The organism is Bacteroidota bacterium (genome assembly GCA_017303975.1).
In the GTDB taxonomy this organism is placed as follows: Bacteria; Bacteroidota; Bacteroidia; order JAFLBG01; family JAFLBG01; genus JAFLBG01.
This window is the reverse complement of the sequence record JAFLBG010000006.1, coordinates 23,397-46,838: the sequence shown is the minus strand read 5'-3', so window position 1 is coordinate 46,838 and position 23,442 is coordinate 23,397. Positions and strand designations below refer to the sequence as shown.

The window sequence follows — 23,442 nt, the reverse complement described above, 5'->3', positions numbered from 1 at the left end:
GAACTCGACCAAAGGTTAACTAAAAAAATAAAATTGTAGATTGCAATTTAGGATAAATGTTACTACAAAAAATTGACTTAAGTCAATTTTTTAGAAAATTAAATAAGATACTTTACTTCATAATGAGTTTATCAATAGAAAAATATTACTTCAAACCTATTTCTATAATTGAAGGTCTCTCCCCTGAGCATGCTAATTTTTTAATTAGAAAAATGCAGCGACTAGAAATTAAGAAAGGGAAAATATTGTTTAAGGAAGGAGCATACCCTAGAGGGGTATTTATTCTTAGAAAAGGGAAGGTTAAAATTTTCCAGACAAATAAAGAAGGAAAAGAGCAAATTATGTATTTCTATAAAAAAGGTGAAGTATTTGGATACAGGCCTATTTTAAGCAACGAAACAAATCCGGTTTCTGCTCAAACGTTAGAAGACTGTGTAGTTTCCTTTATCCCCAAAAATTCATTTATACAAATCCTAAACTCTTCTGTTTTCCTATCAAATAAATTACTAGCAAATTTGGCGTTTGAATTTACAGTTTGGGTTAACAAAGTTTCCGTATTCACTCAGCAGCCTGTAAAAGAAAGAGTTGCCTTATCTTTACTAATACTGGAAGAAAAGTATCGACTAGAAAATTCTAGCAAACTAGCGACAATTAATCTTTCTAGAGATGATATTGCAAGTTATGTAGGCACTGCCAAAGAAACTTTAGTGAGGGTTTTAAAGGAATTCAAAGAAAAAAAATATATTGAAAGCAAAGGCAGAAGAATTACAATACTCAGCTTAAAAGGCCTAGAAAAGATTATTAATTGACTTATGTCAATGCACCCGCAAGAAACATGAAGTACTTTTATTAAAAAAGTACAATCATGATAAGTATAATAATTCCTGCCTACAATGAATCCAGTACAATAAGACAAGTAATTGAATTTGCCGCCTCATTTATAAATGTTACTGAGGTTATTGTTATAGACGACAACTCGCAAGACAACACTTTTGAAATTGCCTCTCTTACAAGTGCCACTGTAATTAAAAGTAAAAAACAAGGCAAAGGCACCTCTATGCAAGAAGGATTAGCTATTTCAAAAAATGAAATTATTATATTCTTAGATGCCGATATATACCCCTACCCTTGTAACACAATACAAGACTTATCTGAACCGATTATTTCGAACGAATTTGATTTCGTGAAAGGTACGTTTAACAGGCAAATGGGCAGAGTCACTGAACTTGTAGCCAAACCCCTACTAAGTCTATTTTTCCCAGAACTCAGTAATTTTAAACAACCACTTAGTGGAATTATAGCTGGAAAAAAAAGTTTTTTTTCACAAGTAACTTTCGAGGATGACTATGGTGTAGATATTGGAATTCTAATTGACTTATATACAATTAAAGCACGTATTACAGAAATTCATATTGGAGATATTGAAAACAAAATGAAGCCATGGAACGAACTTGGAAAAATGTCTAAAGAAGTTTCAAAATCAATAATAAAACGAGCGGTAAATAATAAAAGTACCTATTTCAATTTAGACGAAATGGAATCAATAAATATTATTAGAGGACAAATGGAAAGGGCTATTCAAGAGAGCCTACTTGGTTTAAAAAAAATGCTAATCCTAGATATGGATGGCACAATTTTAAACGGTCGATTCATTGATACAATTGCAAAGAAATTAAATTTTTACACTCAGCTTATTAATATAAGAAGTATTAATCATGACGATTTAATTTTAAAAAAATCCATAGCACAATTATTAAAAGGTTTATCTAAAACACAATTATTATCGGTTGCAGATACCATTCCACTAAATGATGATATTATTGAAACAATTAATCAACTAAAAAAAAGAGGATATATAATCGGTATAATATCTGATAGCTATGACCTGATTACAAACTTTATAAAAAACAAAATTGGAGCAGACTTTTCTTTGGCTTTAGAGTTAGAATTAGCTAATGGTTTGGCTACAGGAGAAATAAAAATCCCATCTTTCTTTATCAAAAACGAATCGAGCAAATGCAATCACAATAGTTGCAAGAGCAATGCGTTATTTCATATTTGCAATAAATACAATGTATCAATATCAAACGTAATTGCAGTTGGAGATGGAGAAAATGATATGTGTATGATTAAGTTTGCGGGTATTGGAGTTTCCTATTGCACAAAAAATGAATTAGTTATCCAAAACGCAGACGTAATCTTGAAAACGTCTTCATTTTACCAACTTTTAGAGTGTGCTCATTAAAATAAATCTTCGAACTTATTAAAATTCCTAAAAACGAATTCCTATAATTAACACATCATCTACCTGTTCTTGATTACCCTGCCAATTAAGAAATTCTGTCAATAAAATTTCTTTTTGTTGCTGCATGGATTTAGATTGAATTGAAAGCAGCAGTTTTTTTAGCGTTCCGTATTTGTACTTTTTACCCAATGGTCCGCCAAACTGATCTGCAAACCCATCGGAAAATATATAAATGGTATCACCTTTCTGCAAACTTATATTATTATTAGTAAACTGCTTTTGTTCTCCTAAACTTAAAGTACCTATTGGAAATTTATCTGCTTTTATCTCTACAAAATCTGCGCTGTTTGTAACCATCCATAATGGATTATATGCTCCGGCAAATTGCAATTCATTCGTCTTTTTATTATACGAACAAAGCGTTATATCCATACCATCTTTAACCTGATCGTCTCTACTTGATTGACGTAACGTATCACTGACACTCTTATTCAGCGCATCTAAAATTTCTGAAGGTTTCAACAACTCGTTCTCGCCCACCAATTTATCTAACAAGTTATGACCGACAATACTCATAAATGCACCTGGTACTCCATGACCAGTACAATCTACAGCTGCAAAAAAAACACAATCATCTTTTTCATAAATCCAATAAAAATCGCCACTTACAATATCTTTGGGCTTATATAAAATAAAGGCTTCCGGCAGCGCGCTACTAACCAAACTATCAGGAGGCAATATGGCATCTTGAATACGTTTTGCATAACGAATACTTGCCGTAATATCTTTATTTTTTTCGTCTAGCTCTTTATTTTTTAAAACAACTTCTGCAGTTCTCTCTTGTACCTTTTTTTCTAGGTCCAAATTTTTCTTACGCAATCTTCGACTGTTTAATTTCAAAACAGTTGGATAGGAAATAATTATAACTAGAGAGATTGTTCCTAAAAACCACCATGTTTCCCAAAAAGGAGGTTCAATGGTAATATGTATTTTCCTTATATCCGAAAACAATCCATCTGCATTTAGCACTTTAATGTTCAATACATATTTTCCGGGATTATGAATAAGTGGCTGAAAATGGGTTGGTGTAGGTATGGTATGCCATGATGTATCTTCATTCCCCTCAATCTGAATAAAGTAAGAAAGCTTGTCTGGATTAGAATAACAAATGCCCTGAACATTAATAGCAATGTTATCTTCGTTATGCGACAGAAGATACTGACTAGATATAGCTCTTGAAGAATCATTTACCAAAAAATCATTTACAACAATTGTTGGGGCAACTAAGCCCTTTTTAAAATACTCAGGGTTAAAACTCATTAAACCATCTACAGTGCCAATAAATATTTGTGCGGAATTTTCAACTAACGCATTAGGACTTACCTCTATACCAGTTAATCCATCTGATTGCCCAAATGACCTTACCCTATTGGTAATCACATCTAATACATCAAGGCCTTTATTGGTCCCTATGTAAATTTTTTCGTTATAGGATACAAGCGCTACAATGTTATCCGAAAGCAAACCATCTTTAGCTTTTAAACTTTTTACATTAGATTCATTTTCAACTCTAAATAGTCCATTGTTTTGTGTTCCTATCCATATAATACAATTACTATCTTCTGTAATGCATGTAGGATCTGTATTTTCAAACTTCTTACTTACAATAAATTTACGTCCTTCAAAGTAGCACAACCCTTTACCTTTGCACGCAACCCAAAGCTTTCCTTTTTTATCGAAATAAATAAACTTAATATCATTACCTGGAATACCGTCTGTAACTCTATAATTCTGTAATGTATTGGTTTTAAAATTATATTTTATAACACCCTCATTAGTACCTAACCACAAATTTCGTTCTCTATCAAAATCAAATGAGGTTGCTATTAAATCTTTCAAATCAGATGAAATAGCTCCATAACTGATTACTTTATTTGTTTTAAGGTCATATGATTTTAAATCATTACTAAATAAAATCCATAATAAATTTTCATAGACTTTAAGTGCAACAATACTATTGCCTGTAGGATTAAGAAATCTAAGAGGTACAACCGAATCATTTCTCGTGTTTAGCTCATAAACATCAGCTGTAGTAGAAACCCAAATAGTAGATCCTGTATCACAAGTAATCGATTTAATAGGTTTTTGCTGAACCGAAGGCACTAATGCATGACCCAAAAAATAATCACCTTTAAAAATAGTTAGTCCTTGTCCTAAAATACCACTGAATATATTACCTTCTCTATCTTCATTAAAACAATACACCTTATTATCAGGCAGCCCATTTGAGGAGTTAAAATAAGTAGTCTTATTATTTCTTATTCGCATTGCGCCTTTTCCCCAAGCTGAAACCCATACATCATTATTCTTAGCAACATAAATTGAACTAACCCACGAAGGAGTTGCGAAATAAGAAAACTCTTGTTTATCTACAGAATACTTAACTAAAATAGATGCTGAAGTAGAATAATATCCAATAAATAAATTATTTTGATTATCAATTGTTATTTGCGATGGATAAAGCATAGGCAACTCAGAACTTGTAAATGCATCAAACTTGCTTGCACCTCTCAATTTATATTTTACTCCATACTCGGTTACAAACCACAAAGTATGCTGCTTATCCTGAACCATGGAAGATATTTTTGAACCCAAACCATCGTTACTGGAATACATTGTATAATTAGAAGAATTGTAAATATCTTCAAACACATTGTTGCAAACTATAATCCCCTTTGATGCAAGAGAAATCCATATTTTACCATCTGCATCCTCATACAAGAACAAAATTTTAGCATTGGAAACACTTGGCAATTTTAGTGGCTTGAACTGGCCATTTTCGAAAACTGTTACACCTCCCGATTCATGCGCTATCCAAGCCCTACCTTTTTTGTCAGTAATAATATCCGCAATACTATTATTAAACAGCCCATCTTCCGTAGAAAAATTTTTGAATCTTACACCATCAAACTTTGAGAGCCCACTTTCTGTTCCAAGCCAAGCATATCCTAACGAATCAAACTCAATACATTTTACATTAGACTGGATTAAACCATCTTTTACATTGTAATTCTTGAAAAAATAGGACTGTCCGGGTAGATTAGAAACTACCAATAACCCAATAATGAGAACATAATTACAAAGAATTTTCATTCTATTTTTTTATAAAGAAGTAGGTTCCGCCTTCATCATCTACATCTTTAATTTTACCAAATTTGGGCTCTTGTCGGCCTGTTTGCTGAAATACTTCTTTTATTTTTTTGGCTATTCTATCGATAGAAATACAAGCATCTGAATTGTTATTTAACGAATTAGTAAAAACTTTTGTAAACTGAGAATTGTCAGCGGCAAGCTCGAAACCAGCAGATGTAAGCACTTGAGCCGACTTGAATTTTGTATCGCCTTTATCATCACATCTTTTCTCTTCTTTTGCATCTCCTCTCATGGCAAGCACAAAGGTTGGTCCCGACTCGCAGGCATCGGTAATTACCAATTTGTGCGTAACAGTTGAGTAGGATTGCATCGCTGTTTTCACATTACCTATATTGTAATAAGTAAACTCATCGTCAACTTTTGCATCCACCGGAATCCAGTACCCTGTTTGGCTTACAAACTTGCCATGACCTGCGTACCAAACTAACAAAGAATTTACATTATTGCTTCTTACCAAATCTCTCAACTCAATAGAAAAAAACTTTTCCAACTGTGTTTTAGTCATGTCCTTCTTGTGAATAATTTTACTAACCTTATAATTTGCCAACGAAGATTTCATAAGAGTAACATCTTTTTCCGGACCTTCTAAACTAACAAACGATTCGTACTTGCTATTCTCGATAAACACAACCCATGTAGTGCCCATAGGATTATCGGCTAAGGCATTAGCTCCCTCTCTATTTAATTTATATTGCTCCACTGTTGTGTTTCCATAAATATCTTTTGCCATAACGGTAAAATTATTTTTATTCGCAATATTAATTTTAGTAGAAAAAACAGGATCTATTCCTTGCAATGGAAAACTAGCAGCAATTCCATCTACAACAATTGATTCGATGGGGCTTTCGTCTTTTACTCTACCCTCTATATACAAATCGGAGTTTGTATTATCTAAAAACACTTCATTATCAAAAGAAGAATAAGGCGCAATAAGTGCAATTGCCGGTTTGTTAATCTCTGTTAGCTGCACCGAATAAACTATTTTTTGCTTATTTCCATAAACATCCTCAGCCTCTACAACAAGTTCCTTCATGCAGGATTCGGCTTTTAAAAGTATTTCAAATTGCGCATTTACAGTATCGCTAACATACTCCGGCTTTATAGAATTTACCAAAATACTTCTTATTGGACTTGCATCTTTAACAGTACCTTTTAAAGTAAACTCTGTTAAATTAGATGCAATTTTTATATTTCTACCTTCGCAACGAGGCGATATTATTGCGATATCAGGTTTCTCTGTTTCTCTGTTAAATTCGAACAATTTATTCTTCACTTCTTTCATTAATGCTACAGCACCTTCATTGTTGGGCGATAGCAGCTTAATTCTTTCGTAATCTTTCACTGCCTCTTTTAACGCACCTATTTGTTCGAAACAATGTGCTCTATTAAAATAGGCTTGCATATTACTATTATCAATATTTATACATTTTGAATAATCGTTTATAGCGCTTTGATACTGCCCCTGCTTTATATAGTAATCGGCACGAAGCAAGTACGCAGGAATATTATTGGTAGTAGATACAATCACTTTTGTTATATCATTTACCGCACTGCTGTAATCCCCCTTTGATGCGTATACACTACTTCTAGCCCATAAAATTTCATTGTTGGAAGGATTCTTGGTAAGACCTTCGTCACAAAACTTAAGCGCTTCGTCTTTCTTGTTTAGTTTTACTTGCACATTGGCTAAACCTACGTATGCCATTACCAATTTAGAATCATAGTATTTTGCATTCTTATATTCTTTTTCTGCTTCGGGGTAGCTTTTTAAACTATCTAATGTAAGTGCATGATAAAAATACGTGCTTCCTGCTTTTTTTATTTCAAGCGCTTTTTCTGAATACTTTAATGCATCCAAATACTTTTTTTGTTTGTGTAAAACCTGAATAATAATTAATGTTGCTTCCAAATAATCATCATCCAAAGCAAGTGCTTGCTTTGTTGATTGCTCTGCGTAAGCAAGGCTATTGAGCTCAAAATACAGCTTGCCCATTTTGTAATAATATTCTTTTTTCTTGGGATCAAAACCAACTAAAACTTTGTAATCCTCGATTGCTTTTGTTCTCTCTCCCAACATTTCGTAACAAAAAGCTCTTTCAGGATATGCTTTTTCGTAAGTAGGATCTAACTTTATAGCTTGAGAATAACTTTCCGCTGCATCCTTATAGTTTTTCAGCTCTTGAAACTTTTCTCCGCTAGAAAAATATTTTTTAGGCGTTTGAGCATAAATACAGTTTAGTACTGTAAAACAGATAAAAAATAATAGTTGCTTTTGCATGAAAGATTTAACTTATTTAAAAGCAAATTTAAACTTTTTGAGCTATTTTTATTGATTGTTAAATAATTAGCTAAAATATAGTTTTGATAACCTTAGATTTTAATAATAAGACTGAACCCACAAAGGGAAAGATAATTATTTCAGAACCCTTTTTAGATGACCAATTTTTTAAGCGGTCGGTTGTTTTGCTTGTAGAACATAACGAGCTGGGCACTACCGGATTTATATTAAACAAAGCATTGGATGTAAAACTACATGAGCTAGTGCCAGAACTACCTTATTATGAGGGTAATGTATTTTATGGCGGTCCGGTAAACAAAGATCAATTATTTTTTATTCATACTCTAAAAAGCATTAAAGATAGCCTGACTATTAGAAAAGGGCTTTATTGGGGTGGAGATTTTGAACAGGTAAAAGAATTAATGCAACAAGGAAAACTATCGGATACCAACATTCGTTTTTTTATTGGATACTCCGGATGGGACTTTAAACAGCTAGAAAAAGAGATAGAACAAAAATCGTGGATTGTATCTGACGAAAAAAACACGGTTCTTTTTAATGAAAACTTCTTTAATCTTTGGACAATCTGCTTAAAATCAATGGGTAAGGAATATGCTATTATGACTACATTTCCGGAAAATCCGGAACTTAATTAGGCAGGGCATGCAACTTTGCAGCTATTTTTTTCATCTATAAATACAAAAACGAATATAAAGACATGAAATTAGTAAGGCTAATCCTATTTTTACTTTTTATTGGTAATGCAGTAAACGCACAGTTAATAGTAGATAATACCACTTATAATCCAAATACTCAAGCACAACTTACCCAACTTATACAAAAGTATTTGCTCGGTAGCGGAGTTTCAATATCCAATTTAACATATGTAGGCAATGCGTCTCAATTAGGCTATTTTTTACAAAACAATTCGAATATTGGCCTTGATAGTGGCTTAATAATGGCAAGTGGTGATGTATTAAATGCCGTTGGTCCAAACAATTCAAGTTCTACCTCTACTTCATACGCGAGACCCGGAGAAACAGATTTGAATACAATTGCGAGCCCAAACCTAACCGAAGATGCAGTTAAAATCGAATTTGATTTTATCCCCAATTCAGATACACTTCGATTTGAGTATGTTTTTGCTTCAGAAGAATATATGGAATATGCTAATAGTTCATACAATGATGCTTTTGGTTTTTTCCTTAGTGGGCCTGGGATAAGTGGCCCGTATTCAAACAGCGCAGTAAATATTGCGTTATTACCTAACACAAACACTCCAGTAACCATAAACAATGTTAATTTGATCAATAATCCAACTTACTATTTTGATAATGGCGATGGAGGTGGCACCGGAACTGCACCTGACGGACAAACAGTTCAATACGATGGATTTACAATACCACTTACAGCAATTGCAGTAGTGCAGTGCGGACAAACTTATCATATAAAATTAGCTTTAGCAGATGTTGGAGATGACTCATACGATTCAGGAGTATTTCTTAAAGCAGGAAGTTTTGGAATTTCTTCGGGAGTTAGTTTAAATACAACCAATGTTACGTGTAATGGTGATGGAGATGGGTCTGCAACGTTTACCGTGTTGGGTTCAGGATCTTTTTCATATAATTGGAGTACAGGTTCAACTTCCAATTCAATTACCAACTTGAACGGAGGACTCTATACTGTAACTGTTAGTGGCAATAATTGTGTTACTACACTTTCTGTCAATATTATTGAGCCTTCAGCATTAACAATAAATTCCTTTTCATCAATATCACCTAATTGTAATATAAATAATTGGTTAATAATACCTTCTGTTGCAGGTGGAACAGGAGCGTACAGTTACAACTGGGCTCCCGGAGGGCAAACAACCTCAACTATTTCCGGAGCTACGCCTGGTGTTTATTCGCTTACTGTAAATGACGCAAACAACTGTACTAGTTCTTTAACTACTACTTTTGCCCCTACTCCAATCATACCGGATACAGTGAATATAGCAACTACAACTCATGTTTTATGTAATAATGGCAATAATGGTTCTATCACAACAACCGTAACCGGTAATAACTTACCACATAATTATACTTGGAGTAATGGCTCTACCACCACCAATATCAACAATCTAATATCAGGTACATACACAGTAACATTGAAAGACGCTAATAATTGTATTTCCACTGCAACAACAACAATAACACAACCAACTGCTGTTTCAACATTACTAAGTTCTATTTCTAATGATTGTAGTGGTGCAAATTGGCAAATTACAGCTTCTACTTCTGGCGGAACTCCCGGTTATCAATACCTTTGGAGCAATGGAGGTACAAACACATCAATATCTCCCGTATCGCAAGGGGTTTACACGATTACTGTTACTGATGCTAATGGCTGTAAAAAATCTACATCAACTGTTATAACAAATACACTTAATACAATTGTTGCTGTCGTTTCTACATCCGCCACATCAGCAGATACAATTTGCCCGAATACACCCATTCTATTTTACTCAAGTGGTAATTTCTCAAGTAATGCTATCCTAAATTGGTCATTTGATGGAGGCACTATTTTGGACGGACAGGGAGCCGGGCCTTATTTAATAAGTTGGACAACTGCTGGAGAAAAAACAGTTTCACTATTTGTACAATCTGCCACAAACCCTTGCGACACAGCAACATCTAAAACAATTGTAATTATTGACGAATGCCCTGTAACACCTATAAATGTTGTAACTCCCAATGGAGACAACAAAAATGACTTACTTAAATTTCCTAATTTGTTAAGCCATTCTAATAGCTCATTAGAAGTTTACAGTCGTTGGGGAAAAATGGTTTACGCAAATAATGATTATAAAAACGATTGGAATTTAAATGAAATTTCGGATGGAACTTACTTCTATATTTTAAATGTATCTAACGGTCAACAATTGCAAGGATTCTTTACAGTAATTGGCAAAAAATAACTAATTAGCAATGAATAAAACATTAACCTTAAAAAAGAGAGTATTAATTCTGCATAGTGCTTTATCATTAATATGCTCTATTAGCTTTTCTCAGCTATATGTAAATAATACCACTTACAAACCAACAGTTCAAACTCAACTTACAAATTTGGTTCAGAAATATTTATTGGGACCGGGAGTAACAGTTAGTAATTTAACCTTTAGTGGAGATAGTGCTCAAATTGGCTATTTTTTACAAAAAAACTCTAACATTGGACTTGATAGTGGATTGGTAATGGCAAGTGGAGATGTATTAAATGCAATTGGCCCTAATAATACTAGCTCAGAAACCTCTTCCTACTGGAATTTTTTCTCTCCACCAAATGGAGATAGTGATTTAGATTCTGTAAGCGGAAATACAACCTATGATGCAGCAATACTAGAGTTCGACTTTATTCCCAATGCCGATACATTGCGCTTTGAATACGTATTTGGCTCTGAGGAATACATGGAGTTTGCTTTTGGCAGTGTTAACGATGGTTTTGGCTTTTTTATTAGTGGGCCAGGAATTACAGGAAACTATTCAAATAACTCGAAAAATATTGCGTTGGTACCTAATACCACCACCGAGATTACGATCAATGATTTAAACCTACTTTCCAATTCTCAATACTATTTTGACAATGGTGATGGCCAAGGCTTTGGCACAGCTCCGGATGGACAAACAGTTCAGTATGATGGCTTTACCGTTCCTCTTTCTGCCATTGTAGGTGTAGAATGTGGACAAACATACCACATAAAACTTGCAATTGCCGATGCTGGTGATGACAGTTACGACTCAGGCGTGTTTTTGCGTGCAGGAAGTTTCTCTTCTGCAGGTGGTTTAACATTAGCCACAGACGCAAATTTAGCGGATACCATTTGCCCAAATAACGATGTACAAATAAGCGCTACTGGCTCTATACCTTCTACCGCCACAATAATTTGGGATTTTAATGGTGCTGCTAGTATTACCGGTTCGGGATTAGGGCCATACACACTTAATTGGTCTGAACCGGGATTGAAAAATATAAGCGTAAGTGTACAATCAGGCACTGGCGTATGCGATTCTGTTACAAATACCGTACAAATAACAATAGACGAATGCCCTGTAACACCTATAAATGTTGTTACTCCGAATGGAGATAAGCTGAATGACTTGCTTAAATTTCCTAATCTATTGAACTATGCAAATAGCTCGATAGAGGTTTATAACCGTTGGGGAAACAAGGTTTTTGAAAACAGCAATTATAAAAACGATTGGAATTTGAATGAAGTTCCCGATGGAACATACTATTACATTTTAAATGTGTCTAACGGTCAACAATTGCAAGGATTTTTTACCGTAATTGGCAAAAAATAAAAGCTACTTGTAGTTTTTTACAAATTTATCAATCTTGGCTATTACAGCATTATTGGGACTTTGTAAAGGTAAACGCAAATAATTTTTGCCAATTCCTAATCTTACCAATGCTTCTTTAATTCCACCCGGACTTCCATCTGCAAAAAGCAAATCGATAAATTCGGTTAGTTTGTAGTGTAGCTTTCTTGCTTTCACAAAATCTCCTTTTAAAGATAATCGTACCATATCCGAAAAATCTTTTGGATACGCATTTGCAACAACGGAAATAACCCCATCTCCACCACAAGCAATTACAGGCAAGGTAAGTGCATCATCGCCTGAAATTACCAAAAAATTAGTAGGCTTATCGCGAATAATTTTCATGTGCTGCTGCTCCAAATTAGCCGAAGCCTCCTTAATTCCAATAATATTTTTAAAATCATTGGCTAAACGCAACGTAGTTTCCGCAGCAATGTTAGACCCCGTTCTACCCGGAACATTGTAAAGTATGATAGGCATTAATGTAGATTGGGCAATAGCCTTGTAATGCTCATAAATACCTTGTTGCGTAGGTTTATTATAGTATGGTGAAACCGACAATATGGCTTCAATTCCTGCAAAATCGGTATGTTTAATGGTTTCAATAACTTCTAAAGTATTATTTCCGCCAATACCAATAACAATAGGCACACGCTTTCGTACCACTTTTTTCACATGCCCTACAATCTTCGTCTTTTCTTCCTTTGATAATGTAACCGACTCGCCAGTAGTACCCAACACTACTAAATATTCCACTTTCCCCCTAAGCAGATGTTCTATAAGTTTTGTTAAAGCCACATAATCCACATCTCCGTTCTTTTCGAATGGCGTAACTATTGCTACACCGGTTCCTTTTAATTTTTTTAGTGAATTGGAATAATTTATGCTCATGATACTTTATTTGAGTTACGAATATAGATATTTAGTGCGAAAATAATTTATTTATAGATTAAGTCTGATTTAAAAAAATGGCTTATCGAAAATCTTGGTTAATTTTGTAGAATGGTTCAACATTCTGTAGGAAACATACTCGAACTAATAAAAAAAGATACCAAACTAGAATTCAGAAATATGAGTTCGTTGGCTGGTGCTATACTGTATATTATTTCTACCAATTATGTTTGCTTTTTAGCTTTTAATAAGGTTATTAATACAACCACTTGGTTAGCTCTTTTCTGGATAATAACTTTATTTGCAGCTATTAACCTTATCTCCAAAAGCTTTCAAAACGAATCGAAAAAAAATTTCTTATACGCTTATCAACTTGTTTCTGCCAATCAATTAATTGTTTCAAAATTGATATACAACACTATTACTCTTACGCTGCTATCCTTCATAGGCTACTTTATATTTTCCATTCTTCTAGGTAGTTTGGTTAGTCAAATTGGATTGTTTCTTTTTGTACAATTTTTAGGATGTATCGGTTTATCTGGAATACTTACGTTAATTGCTGCCATTGCGGCTAAAACAGAAGGTAGTTTTTCGTTAATGGCTATACTAAGCCTGCCCCTGCTACTTCCACTTTTACTTATACTACTAAAAATAAGCAAGATAGTGGCTGATGGGTTGGCAATGTCAATTTTTTGGAAATATGCTGTTGTTTTAATTGGTATAAACATATTGGTTTCAGCATTATCATACATTTTATTTAATTACCTTTGGAGAACGTAGTTTTAAAACTTTTGTATTAATTAGTTATGCTCAAACATTGGTGGAAAGCACTATCCGTTTTACTTCTTATATACACAATCTCTGCGGGATTTTTGTTTGAGGTTCCTGCTCTTGCCATTTTAAATGAAACCATCCGAAACCTTTATTTTCATGTAACCATGTGGTTTTCGATGATTATTATTTTATTGGTTTCGCTCATTCACAGTATTAAATATTTACGAAAACAAGAATTACACAACGATATAGTTGCCTCCGAAGCAGCCAATGTAGGTATTTTGCTTGGTGCTTTGGGACTAGTAACCGGCTCTATTTGGGCTAAATTTACATGGGGCACATGGTGGGTAAGCGATAGCAAATTGAATGGGGCGGCCATCTCGATGTTGATTTATTTAGCCTATTTAATACTGCGCTCATCTGTGGATGATGTGCAGAAAAGAGCTCAATTAACAGCGGTTTACAATGTTTTTGCTTACACCATGCTTATTGTGTTTATAATGATTGTACCGCGCTTAAATGATTCTTTACACCCAGGAAATGGTGGCAATCCTGGATTTGGAGGATACGACTTAAACAACAATATGAAATTGGTATTTTATCCAGCAATTATTGGATGGACACTATTGGCTACCTGGATTTTATCCATTCGAATTAGAGCAAAAAAATTATTGATTAAACTAAACAGTATATGAAGAAACTACTTGCACTGCTAGTCATATTTAGTGGTTTCGCAACAACTATTTTTGCACAAAACCAAAACGAAGTAGAAATGGCAGATCAACTAAGAAGCTCCGGAAAAATTTATGTAGTTGTTACCGTATTGGTAGCAATATTTGTAGGTATAATTGCATACCTTGTAGCAATTGACAGAAAGTTAAGTAGATTAGAAAGAGAGATAAATAAAAAAGATTAAAATTCTTACTTTTTTTTGAAATGTCTGCAAATGAATTCATTTTCAACATTGAAAATAAAACTCAAAAAGAAATAGTTATTTTTTTAAATGATTTACTCTTATCAATACCTGGGATATACTGTAAGAAGAATTACAATATTCCATTTTATTACAAAAAAAGTTGGATATGTTACATAAACCTCTCGAAAAAACAAAAAGATGTTGAGTTATGTTTTATTAGAGGAGTAGAGCTATCAAATGAATATGGATTACTTGATTTAAAAAAACGAAAGCAAATTGCAGGGATAACATTTAAAAACTTAAGCTCTTATCCATTAGACCAAGTTAAAGAAACAATTAATGAAGCAATTATATTAGACGAAATAAGCGCACCCAAAGCTTCAAAGAAAAAAATTAAAAAAAAGGAATGAAAAAGAGTCACATAATTGCATTGATTTTAATTGCTGTTAGCATTGGTGCTATATATAGCACCTTAGCTGATTCGAGCACATACTCTAACTTTAGCGAGGCGGCTAAAAACCCTGATTCAGAATTTCATGTTGTAGGAAAACTAAATAGAGATAAGCCTCAAAATTACGAACCTGAAAAAAATGCAAACCTATTTACGTTTTATATGTTTGATAACGATAGTGTAGAAAAAAAAATTGTGCTGCATAAAAGTAAACCACAAGACTTTGAAAAATCGGAACAGATTGTAATTATTGGCAAGTGCAGTGGCAATGATTTTCATGCCAATGAAATTCTAATGAAATGTCCTTCAAAATATAACGATGCTGTCCCATCTGCTACAGCATCTTCAAACATTACTCGCTAGCCTTATGGAAACTATTTTTATTGGCGAACGATTACTTCCGGGACAAATAGGAAATGTTTTTGTAATTCTTTCTTTCGTTTTTTCTGTGGGAGCCACAGTTGCCTATTTTATGGCTACTCAACAGCAACTTGACATTACCTCCCGTTGGAAAAAAAATGCACGATTCTTTTTTTTAGCACATGCGGCTTCTGTAATTGGTATTGTTGCCACACTATTTTACATGCTGTACAATCATTTATTCGAATACCAATATGTTTGGCAACACTCGAATAAAGCCATGAATTTAAAGTATATTTTTTCTTGCTTTTGGGAAGGACAGGAAGGAAGTTTTTTGCTTTGGTCTTTTTGGCATGTAGTATTGGGGTTGATTTTAATGCGATCCTTAAAAAACTGGGAATCGCCAGTAATGACAGTATTTTCGAGTGTTCAAATATTTTTAAGCTCCATGCTGTTAGGTATTTATATTGGCGATTTTCATTTAGGAAGTAATCCCTTTACAATTCTCTTGCGTGAACATCCCGATTTTGCAAATATTCCGTTGTTTGCAAATCCTAACTACTTAGAGACACTAGATGGAAGGGGGTTAAATCCGCTATTACAAAACTACTGGATGACAATTCACCCTCCTACTCTCTTTCTTGGATTTGCATCCACATTAGTTCCATTTGCATTTGCCATTGCAGGGCTATGGCAAAAAAAATACAACCAATGGCAATCAATTGCGCTTCCATGGGCTTTTTTTTCTATCATAGTTCTAGGAACTGGAATACTAATGGGTGGAGCTTGGGCTTATGAAGCACTTAGTTTTGGTGGCTTTTGGGCATGGGATCCGGTTGAAAATGCTTCGTTAGTTCCTTGGATAATATTGGTTGCAGCTGCACACACGATGCTCATTAATAAAGCAAGAGGAACAGCTCTTTTATCAACGTATATTTTATCAATAGCAACATTTATCCTTATTCTGTACTCTACTTTTTTAACTCGCAGTGGAATTTTAGGAGAAACATCCGTACATGCTTTTACCGACCTAGGAATGTCGGGGCAATTACTTATTTATTTGCTATTTTATGTTGTTTTAGGAATTGTATTATTACTGCTAAACAGAAAACAACTGGCATCCGGTAAAGAAGAAGACCCGGTTTTAAGCAGAGAATTTTGGATGTTTATTGGAGCATTGGTACTTATTATATCTGCATTTCAAATTACCTACACTACCTCTATTCCGGTAATCAATAAAATTTTCAGTTTGAAATTAGCTCCTCCTTCAAAAATTGTAGAGCATTACAACTCTTGGCAGATACCGCTGTGCATACTTGTTTTATTGCTTATTGGCCTAGGGCAGTTTTTAAAATACAAAAACAGCAATGCAAAAGAAACAGCAAAAAAATTGGTTATCCCTGCTATTACTTCTCTCTTACTTACAATAGCTATTGCATTTGGGATGCAAATAAATAAACCTTTTTACGCCCTCTTATTGTTCAGTAGCTTATTTGCAGCAATTGCAAATGCTGATTATATACGAAGTGTATTAAAAGGAAATATTAAAAAAGCAGGAGCATCAATTGCACATATTGGGTTTTCTTTAATTATGTTAGGAGCTTTGCTTTCCGCAGGTAAAAAGGAAACCATTTCGCAAAACTCAGCAAATATGAGTGTTTCAAATTTAGGAGAAGATTTTTCTGACCAAAAAAATATTTTACTGCAACAACACGATACCCTTCAAATGGGCAATTACCATGTTACCTATGTTGGCAAAAAAAAAGAAGGTGTTAATATTTATTTTGAAATAAAATATTTTACGAAAAAAGATACAGGTTATGCCTATGAATTTACATTATTCCCATTAGTACAAACAAACGACAGAATGGGTAATGTAGCGGAACCGGACACACGGCATTTTTTAACAAAAGACATTTACACGCACATTACATATGCCGATTTAGATGTAATAGAAGACGATTCAAATAGTGAATACGCTAAGCCAAAAAACAATATCATTAAAATGGGCGATACGCTTTTTACATCTAATTCTATTGTGCTTGTAGATTCGCTAACAGCCGATGGGGACAAAATTGACACAACACAACAGATTGAACTTGCCGTAACAGCTCACCTACGATTAATTGATAAGTTTAGTACAATTTATTACGCTAAACCAAAATATATTATTACAAACGCCTCTGTCAAATCAACCGACTATACAGTTGATACCCTTGGCTTAAAATTTAATTTCTGGAAAATTAATCCTGAAAAACAAGAAGTGGAAATTTACATTTCGGAAAAAAAATCAAACAAAAGAGACTTCGTAGTAATGGAAGCTGCCATATTTCCCTATATTAATGTTTTGTGGCTAGGGTGCGTTATTATGATTATAGGCACAGCCTTAGCAATAGTTGAACGACTAAAAAAAAGTAGTTCTTACAAGATATAACTGTAGCCACCTCATTACTCTTTCAATAATTGCATTTGATACATTTCAGCATAATATCCATTTTGCTCTATAAGTTGTTGATGCGAACCTTGTTCTATAATTTGTCCCTCATTCAGCACAATAATAAAATCAGCTTTTTTAACAGATGATACTCTATGGCTTATTATTACTGATGTTCTATTCTTCATTATGCGTTTTAAATTTCTTTGTATTGTTTCCTCTGTTTCGGTATCAACAGCCGACAAACAATCGTCAAAAATTAGTATTTGCGGAGCTTTGATGATAGCCCGTGCAATAGATAATCGCTGCTTTTGTCCTCCGGAAAGAGTAATTCCTCTTTCGCCTACAACAGTTTCAAATTTATCGGGGAAACGTATTATGTCGTTATAAATGGCTGCATCTTTTGCCGCTTGCTCAACCTGAGTATTTGTAAAGATATTACCTTCAGTAATCGATGAAAATGAAATATTTCCAGTAATTGTATCAGAAAATAAGAAAACTTCTTGTGGAACATATCCAATAGATGTTCTCAAAATATTCAAATTGTGCTCCTGTATTATTTTTCCATCAATTTCAATACTGCCGGAAGAAACATCATACATTCTACATACTAAGTTTGCTAAAGTAGATTTTCCGCTACCAGTTTTTCCAATAATAGCAAGTGTTTTACCAGAATCCAGCACAAACGAAACATTCTTTAATGCCTGAATACCTGAATCGGGATATACAAAACTTACATTTTTAAATTCAATTTTTCCATCAAGTTTATAATTCAGAGTAGATTGATTTCTAACTTCGGGTTCTGTGTGCAAAAATTCGTTTATTCTGGTTTGCGATGCCGCAGCACGCTGTATAAGAGAGGTAACCCAACCCAACGAAGCTATTGGCCATGTTAAACGATTTACGTAGATAATAAATTCTGCAATGTTACCAATGCTTATAGAACCTTCAATAGCCTGCTTGCCTCCAATAAATATGGTAAGCAACGTACTAAGCCCAATCATCAAAATCATTACAGGCTGAAAAAGAGCATCCGTTCTTACTAAAGACAAATTTTTATTTTTATACACTTCGCTCTCGTTCTCAAATTTAGCAGCATAATAGTCTTCCCGGCCATACGACTTTATAACTCGTATTCCCGAAAAAGTTTCTTGTGCAATAGTAGAAAGCGTAGAAAGTTGTTCTTGTACTATTGTACTCTTTTTATTAATCAATGCGCTTACATAGTATATTCCAAAAACCAAGAATGGCAAGGGAATTAGCACATAAATGGTTAGCTCTGTATTTACGTTAAACATAAAAATGAGCGTAAGTACAAACGTTACCAGTGTATTTACTACATACATGATTGCAGGCCCGATATACATTCGCACACGACTTACATCTTCACTAATTCTATTCATCAAATCGCCTGTGTTGTTTCGTTTGTAAAATGCCAGACTTAGTTTTTGGTAATGATTATAAATATCATTTTTCAAATCATACTCTACTCTCCTACTCATTACAATTATAGTTTGGCGCATTAGAAACATAAAAATTCCGTTCAACAAAGCCGCTGAAAAAATTAACAAGCCAAACTGAACCAGCTCGCTAAAAACAGATTCTTTGTCATAGCCAGCTGTATTTTCAGAAACCTTTTTAATATAATCAACTGCAGAGCGAACAAGTGGAGCTGTGTAAACAGCAAAAAAGTTAGACAGCGCAACAAACACTATTCCCAATACAAGCTGGAATTTATACTTAAACAAATACGAATTGAGGTACGCTAATGATTTCAAAGCTTCATAAATATTTTACTTAAACGCTATAGCAAGTTGTGTAGATTTTAGTTTAAATGATTTACGATGGTACTCACACAAGCCATGCTTTTCCATCGCAATTCTATGATCAAGGGTACCGTACCCTTTATTCTTAAGCCATCCATACACGGGGAAAGAATCATGCAACTTGTCCATAAAATCATCTCTATACGTTTTAGCCAAAATAGAGGCCGCTGCAATAGAGGCATACTTTCCATCTCCGCCTATAATACAGTGGTGCTGAACATTCTTATAAGGCTTAAACCTATTACCATCAATCAATAAAAGAGCTGGTTCTGTTTTTAGCTTTGCCACAGCCAAATGCATGGCTCGTATAGAAGCATTTAAAATGTTAATTTTATCAATCATTGCTTCCGAAACCGATGCTACTGCATATGCAAGCGCCTCTTGTTCTATAATTGGTCTAAGAATTTTACGCTGTGCATCTGTTAATTTTTTAGAATCATTTAATAACGGATGGCTAAAACTCTTGGGCAGTATAACTGCTGCTGCATATACAGGGCCAGCCATACAGCCTCTTCCAGCTTCATCACAACCGGCTTCAATTAAACTTTTATCGTAATATTTTTTTAACACAACTTATATGAAACTGATACTAATTATAAGAGTCATAAAGTTTCTGAAATATAATTGAACTAAAAAAATTTAATTGCACAATTACATAAAATTCTATACATAGTATTTTGCCCTAGTATCGCTAAAAATTAGTATAATTACACCAATTAATACGAATACAAAAAAGGCAAAATAAATTTTATGAGTACTACCTTAAGCAAAACAGCTGAAGCTCCATCTGCTAACTTAACTGTATTATCAGATATGCTAAAAAATAACCACGAACAAGTTGTTTTTTGTAGCGACATAGAAACTGGGCTAAAAGCAATTATTGCTATTCACAACACCGTTTTGGGACCAAGCTTAGGTGGCACACGTATGTGGCAGTACAACAACGAAGCAGAAGCACTAAACGATGTGCTTCGCCTGTCAAGAGGTATGACATACAAAGCCTCGGTAGCAGGTTTAAATTTAGGTGGAGGAAAAGCCGTAATTATAGGCGACTCTAGCAAACATAAAAACGAAGCATTATTGCGCAGATTCGGAAAATTTGTAAATAGCCTGTCGGGCAAATACATTACAGCTGAGGATGTTGGAATGGGAAGTAAAGACATGGAATTTATTGGCATGGAAACAAAACACGTAAGTGGCATGCCGGAAAGCCTTGGTGGCAGCGGAGACCCTTCGCCAGTAACAGCGTATGGAGTATATCTTGGTATTAAAGCTTCTGCCAAAGAAAAATGGGGCAGCGATAGTTTAGCAGGAAAAAAAGCTATTGTACAAGGTATTGGCAGCGTAGGAATGAATTTAGTGAAGCACTTAACTAAAGATGGTGTTAAAGTTTATATTACGGATATTAATGAAGCTCGCCTGAAAATGGTAGCTGCGGAAACAAAAGCCGAAGTAATTGCAGCCGACAAAATTTATGATATTGATGCTGAGATTTATGCACCTTGTGCATTGGGAGCTACTGTAAATGATGATACACTTGGAAGACTTAAATGTTCTATCATTGCAGGTGCTGCAAACAACCAATTAGCAGACGAGGTAAAACATGGCGAAGCCGTAATTAAAAAAGGTATTTTATATGCGCCCGACTTTGTTATAAATGCAGGAGGCTTAATTAATGTATATAGCGAGTTAGAAGGTTACAACAGAGAAAGAGCAATGGCAAAAGCTGAAGGCATTTACAACACTACACTTTCAATATTTGCTATTTCTAAAGAAAAAAATATTCCAACATACATGGCGGCTAATCAATTGGCAGAAAAAAGAATCGCAGAAATAGCTCGAATTAAATCAACATTTTAACGGTAAACTAATCAACTAAACGTTCTTTTTTATTTATGCTAAACAGAAGATACTTACGAATAAAGGTAATGCAAGCCTTGTACGCATTTTTTCAGTCGGAAAATAGCGACATTGCAAAAGGAGAACAGCACCTTACCCACAGCATAAATAAAATATACGACCTCTATATTTATTTAATGCTCCTATTTACGGAGATTAGAGATGTTGCGGAAAGCACTCTAAACGATGCTAAAAACAAGCGTTTACCAACCAAAGAAGATTTAGATCCAAACATTAAATTTATTACAAATCCAATACTTCAACTTTTAGAAAAAAACTTGCAACTAAAAAAAGAAGCTGCTGCAAGAAAAATTGGCTGGCAAGAAGACCCAGAGCTTATTAAGAAAATTTATAGTGCAATAAAACAGCATCCAATTTACCAAAACTACATGCTTTCTGAAGACACTAGCTTTAAAGCTCACTCTAATTTCCTGTATGATATTTATGCTGAGGTGATTGGCGAATTTGAATTGTTGCGTTATTTCTTTGAAGAAAAAAACATCCATTGGGCTGATGATATTGACTATGTAAACTCGATGGTGGTAAAAACAATTGAAGGATTTAATGAAAAATCAAACGAAAACCATCCGCTATTACCTTTATATAAAGAAGCCGAAGATGATAGAAAATTTATTTCCGATTTGTTTAGAAAAACAATTGTAAACGACAAAGAAAATGCGGCCTACATATCCGAAAAAACGAAAAATTGGGAAGTTGAACGTATTGCAGTAATGGATGTATTACTCATGAAAATGGCTATTACAGAACTTACACAGTTTTCTCAAATTCCAATAAAAGTAACTCTAAACGAATACATTGAATTATCCAAATACTATAGCACTCCTAAAAGCAAAATATTTATAAACGGTATTTTAGATAAATTAGTGGCGGATTTTAAACGAACAGATAAAATACAAAAAACCGGCAGAGGTTTGATGGAATAGTATTGATTAGAAAATGAGTCAATTTGAAAGTTTGAAAATGAATACAAAATATACACACATACTTATTTTAGTAGCTACATTTTTCCTGTTCTCTTGCAAGCAACAAGAAACCAACAAAGAGATTACAACAGATTTAGTAACAAACCCACTTAGTGCAACAGACGCAAACAATTCTGCCATTCCGGTAATTGAATTTGAAAAATCAGAACATGATTTTGGAAAAATTTCACAGGGAGAAAAAGTATCTCACTCGTTTAAATTTAAAAATACCGGAAAGGCTGATTTACTAATAGCATCGGCTCAAGGAAGCTGCGGATGTACCGTTCCAACATTTTCAGACAAACCTATTGTGCCTGGTGCAGAAGGAACAATAGATGTGATTTTTGACAGCGAAGGGAAAGAAGGCAAGGTTTCAAAAACGATTACAGTAGTAACAAACTCAAATCCGAGCACACAAATTTTAAAAATATCTACAGAAATAATAATACCAACAACTAAAAACGAAAAATAAATTATGAATTATCTTCTATCAATTTTATTAATGGCACCTCCAGCAGGAAGCAAAGGAGCAGAAAATCCAATTATGCAACTACTACCTATTATTCTAATAATAGTAGTATTCTATTTTTTTATGATTCGTCCTCAATTAAAAAAATCGAAAGAGCAAAAAAAATTCCGCGAGTCTATTAAAAAGGGCGATAAAATTATTACCATTGGCGGTATCCATGGAAAAATAGCAGATATAAACGAGAAAACTTTTTTGATTGATGTAGGTGGAGGCGTTCGTTTAGAAATTGAAAAGCAAGCTGTATCAATGGAATCTAGCCAATTAATTGGCGCAACTAAATAATAG

Annotated in this window: 20 protein-coding genes; 15 read left to right on the top strand and 5 right to left on the bottom strand. The window is 34.0% G+C overall.

Annotated elements, in window-relative coordinates; genetic code table 11:
• The first annotated feature begins 56 nt into the window (after positions 1–56).
• Positions 57–809 carry a Crp/Fnr family transcriptional regulator gene (locus tag J0M08_03635; GenBank protein MBN8702129.1) on the top strand — a complete coding sequence of 251 codons (753 nt, stop codon included), beginning with the start codon at positions 57–59 and terminating at the stop codon, positions 807–809.
• Positions 810–865: 56 nt separating this feature from the next.
• Positions 866–2,245, top strand: a complete 1,380-nt coding sequence (locus tag J0M08_03630) for an HAD-IB family phosphatase (GenBank protein ID MBN8702128.1) — start codon at positions 866–868, stop codon at positions 2,243–2,245.
• A gap of 27 nt (positions 2,246–2,272) precedes the next feature.
• Here J0M08_03630 and J0M08_03625 read toward each other — a convergent pair whose 3' ends face one another.
• On the bottom strand, positions 2,273–5,398 hold the full coding sequence (locus J0M08_03625; GenBank protein MBN8702127.1) for a SpoIIE family protein phosphatase: 3,126 nt from the start codon (positions 5,396–5,398) through the stop codon (positions 2,273–2,275).
• A gap of 1 nt (position 5,399) precedes the next feature.
• Positions 5,400–7,736, bottom strand: coding sequence for a tetratricopeptide repeat protein (locus tag J0M08_03620; protein ID MBN8702126.1), 2,337 nt, complete (start codon positions 7,734–7,736; stop codon positions 5,400–5,402).
• 83 nt (positions 7,737–7,819) lie between these two features.
• On the opposite strand from J0M08_03620, the gene J0M08_03615 reads away from it, so the two are divergent.
• From J0M08_03615 to J0M08_03605, 3 genes are all read left to right on the top strand, one after another.
• Positions 7,820–8,392, top strand: a complete 573-nt coding sequence (locus tag J0M08_03615) for a YqgE/AlgH family protein (protein MBN8702125.1) — start codon at positions 7,820–7,822, stop codon at positions 8,390–8,392.
• 62 nt (positions 8,393–8,454) lie between these two features.
• Positions 8,455–10,695 (top strand): choice-of-anchor L domain-containing protein, encoded by a 2,241-nt coding sequence (locus J0M08_03610; GenBank protein MBN8702124.1) that lies wholly within the window; start codon positions 8,455–8,457, stop codon positions 10,693–10,695.
• A 10-nt stretch (positions 10,696–10,705) separates the two neighbouring features.
• Positions 10,706–12,076, top strand: coding sequence for a gliding motility-associated C-terminal domain-containing protein (locus J0M08_03605; protein MBN8702123.1), 1,371 nt, complete (start codon positions 10,706–10,708; stop codon positions 12,074–12,076).
• A 3-nt stretch (positions 12,077–12,079) separates the two neighbouring features.
• Here the strand turns inward: J0M08_03605 and J0M08_03600 are convergent, their stop codons facing one another.
• Positions 12,080–12,985 carry a 4-hydroxy-tetrahydrodipicolinate synthase gene (locus J0M08_03600; GenBank protein ID MBN8702122.1) on the bottom strand — a complete coding sequence of 302 codons (906 nt, stop codon included), beginning with the start codon at positions 12,983–12,985 and terminating at the stop codon, positions 12,080–12,082.
• Positions 12,986–13,096: 111 nt separating this feature from the next.
• Between J0M08_03600 and J0M08_03595 the strand changes: the two genes are divergently transcribed.
• From J0M08_03595 to ccsA (J0M08_03570), 6 genes are read left to right on the top strand one after another with little or no spacing between them, the layout of a single operon-like run.
• Positions 13,097–13,765, top strand: coding sequence for a heme exporter protein CcmB (locus J0M08_03595; protein MBN8702121.1), 669 nt, complete (start codon positions 13,097–13,099; stop codon positions 13,763–13,765).
• Positions 13,766–13,791: 26 nt separating this feature from the next.
• A complete protein-coding gene (gene ccsA, locus J0M08_03590; GenBank protein MBN8702120.1) occupies positions 13,792–14,454 on the top strand; it encodes a cytochrome c biogenesis protein CcsA in 663 nt (220 codons plus the stop codon).
• On the top strand, positions 14,451–14,675 hold the full coding sequence (locus tag J0M08_03585) for a CcmD family protein (protein ID MBN8702119.1): 225 nt from the start codon (positions 14,451–14,453) through the stop codon (positions 14,673–14,675). The genes ccsA (J0M08_03590) and J0M08_03585 overlap by 4 nt, the downstream gene beginning before the upstream one ends.
• Before the next feature lie 20 nt (positions 14,676–14,695).
• Positions 14,696–15,085 carry a DUF1801 domain-containing protein gene (locus J0M08_03580; GenBank protein ID MBN8702118.1) on the top strand — a complete coding sequence of 130 codons (390 nt, stop codon included), beginning with the start codon at positions 14,696–14,698 and terminating at the stop codon, positions 15,083–15,085.
• On the top strand, positions 15,082–15,489 hold the full coding sequence (locus tag J0M08_03575) for a cytochrome c maturation protein CcmE (protein ID MBN8702117.1): 408 nt from the start codon (positions 15,082–15,084) through the stop codon (positions 15,487–15,489). The genes J0M08_03580 and J0M08_03575 overlap by 4 nt, the downstream gene beginning before the upstream one ends.
• A gap of 4 nt (positions 15,490–15,493) precedes the next feature.
• Complete coding sequence (gene ccsA / locus J0M08_03570) at positions 15,494–17,920, top strand: cytochrome c biogenesis protein CcsA (protein ID MBN8702116.1); 2,427 nt, start codon at positions 15,494–15,496, stop codon at positions 17,918–17,920.
• Between the two features lie 14 nt (positions 17,921–17,934).
• Here the strand turns inward: ccsA (J0M08_03570) and J0M08_03565 are convergent, their stop codons facing one another.
• Positions 17,935–19,698 (bottom strand): ABC transporter ATP-binding protein, encoded by a 1,764-nt coding sequence (locus J0M08_03565; protein MBN8702115.1) that lies wholly within the window; start codon positions 19,696–19,698, stop codon positions 17,935–17,937.
• Positions 19,699–19,713: 15 nt separating this feature from the next.
• Positions 19,714–20,316, bottom strand: a complete 603-nt coding sequence (locus J0M08_03560; GenBank protein ID MBN8702114.1) for a ribonuclease HII — start codon at positions 20,314–20,316, stop codon at positions 19,714–19,716.
• Between the two features lie 243 nt (positions 20,317–20,559).
• Here J0M08_03560 and J0M08_03555 point away from each other — a divergent pair, with 243 nt between their 5' ends.
• From J0M08_03555 to yajC, 4 genes are read left to right on the top strand one after another with little or no spacing between them, the layout of a single operon-like run.
• Positions 20,560–21,606, top strand: a complete 1,047-nt coding sequence (locus tag J0M08_03555; GenBank protein ID MBN8702113.1) for a Glu/Leu/Phe/Val dehydrogenase — start codon at positions 20,560–20,562, stop codon at positions 21,604–21,606.
• A 35-nt stretch (positions 21,607–21,641) separates the two neighbouring features.
• Positions 21,642–22,589 carry a transcription antitermination protein NusB gene (locus J0M08_03550; GenBank protein ID MBN8702112.1) on the top strand — a complete coding sequence of 316 codons (948 nt, stop codon included), beginning with the start codon at positions 21,642–21,644 and terminating at the stop codon, positions 22,587–22,589.
• 37 nt (positions 22,590–22,626) lie between these two features.
• A complete protein-coding gene (locus tag J0M08_03545) occupies positions 22,627–23,100 on the top strand; it encodes a DUF1573 domain-containing protein (protein ID MBN8702111.1) in 474 nt (157 codons plus the stop codon).
• Between the two features lie 30 nt (positions 23,101–23,130).
• Positions 23,131–23,439: a preprotein translocase subunit YajC gene (yajC, locus tag J0M08_03540; protein MBN8702110.1), complete on the top strand. Its 309-nt coding sequence runs from the start codon at positions 23,131–23,133 to the stop codon at positions 23,437–23,439.
• The last annotated feature ends 3 nt before the right edge of the window (positions 23,440–23,442 follow it).